We start from the raw sequence: 707 nt of genomic DNA, 5'->3' as shown, positions 1-707 counted from the left end.
TTAACTTCTGTGTTCGGAATGGGAACAGGTGTATCCTCCTTGCTATTGTAACCACATAATCTCATTTTAATGGAGCGGGTGAAGGGAGTCGAACCCTCGCAGCCGGCTTGGAAGGCCGGAACTCTACCACTGAGCTACACCCGCATATTTAATACTTTCAAAACTGAACAGATTAATACTAGGTCAAGTCCTCGACCTATTAGTATCCATAAGCTGAACTCATTACTGAGCTTACACCTTGGACCTATCAACCAGGTAGTCTTTCTGGGGTCTTACCCTTACGGTGGGAAATCTTATCTTGAGGTTGGCTTCGCGCTTAGATGCTTTCAGCGCTTATCCATTCCATACATAGCTACCCAGCTATGCCACTGGCGTGACAACTGGTGCACCAGAGGTATGTCCATCCCGGTCCTCTCGTACTAAGGACAGCTCCTCTCAAATTTCCTACGCCTGCGACGGATAGGGACCGAACTGTCTCACGACGTTCTGAACCCAGCTCGCGTACCACTTTAATGGGCGAACAGCCCAACCCTTGGGACCTACTACAGCCCCAGGATGTGATGAGCCGACATCGAGGTGCCAAACCTCCCCGTCGATGTGGACTCTTGGGGGAGATAAGCCTGTTATCCCCAGGGTAGCTTTTATCCGTTGAGCGATGGCCCTTCCACTCGGAACCACCGGATCACTAAGCCCGACTTTCGTCCTTG

General features: G+C 50.9%; 1 tRNA gene and 2 rRNA genes. All 3 read right to left on the bottom strand.

What is annotated here, in order from left to right:
• Positions 1-56: ribosomal RNA gene (rrf, locus tag BUA77_RS00020) — 5S ribosomal RNA — on the bottom strand; the annotation flags it as partial.
• A gap of 14 nt (positions 57-70) precedes the next feature.
• Positions 71-144, bottom strand: a tRNA-Gly gene (locus tag BUA77_RS00015).
• A 35-nt stretch (positions 145-179) separates the two neighbouring features.
• Positions 180-707 (bottom strand): 23S ribosomal RNA (locus BUA77_RS00010); the annotation flags it as partial.

The sequence above is a fragment of the Tepidibacter formicigenes DSM 15518 genome (genome assembly GCF_900142235.1).
GTDB lineage: Bacteria > Bacillota > Clostridia > Peptostreptococcales > Peptostreptococcaceae > Tepidibacter > Tepidibacter formicigenes.
The sequence above is the reverse complement of the archived record's forward strand: the minus strand, read 5'-3'. Positions and strand labels throughout refer to the sequence as shown.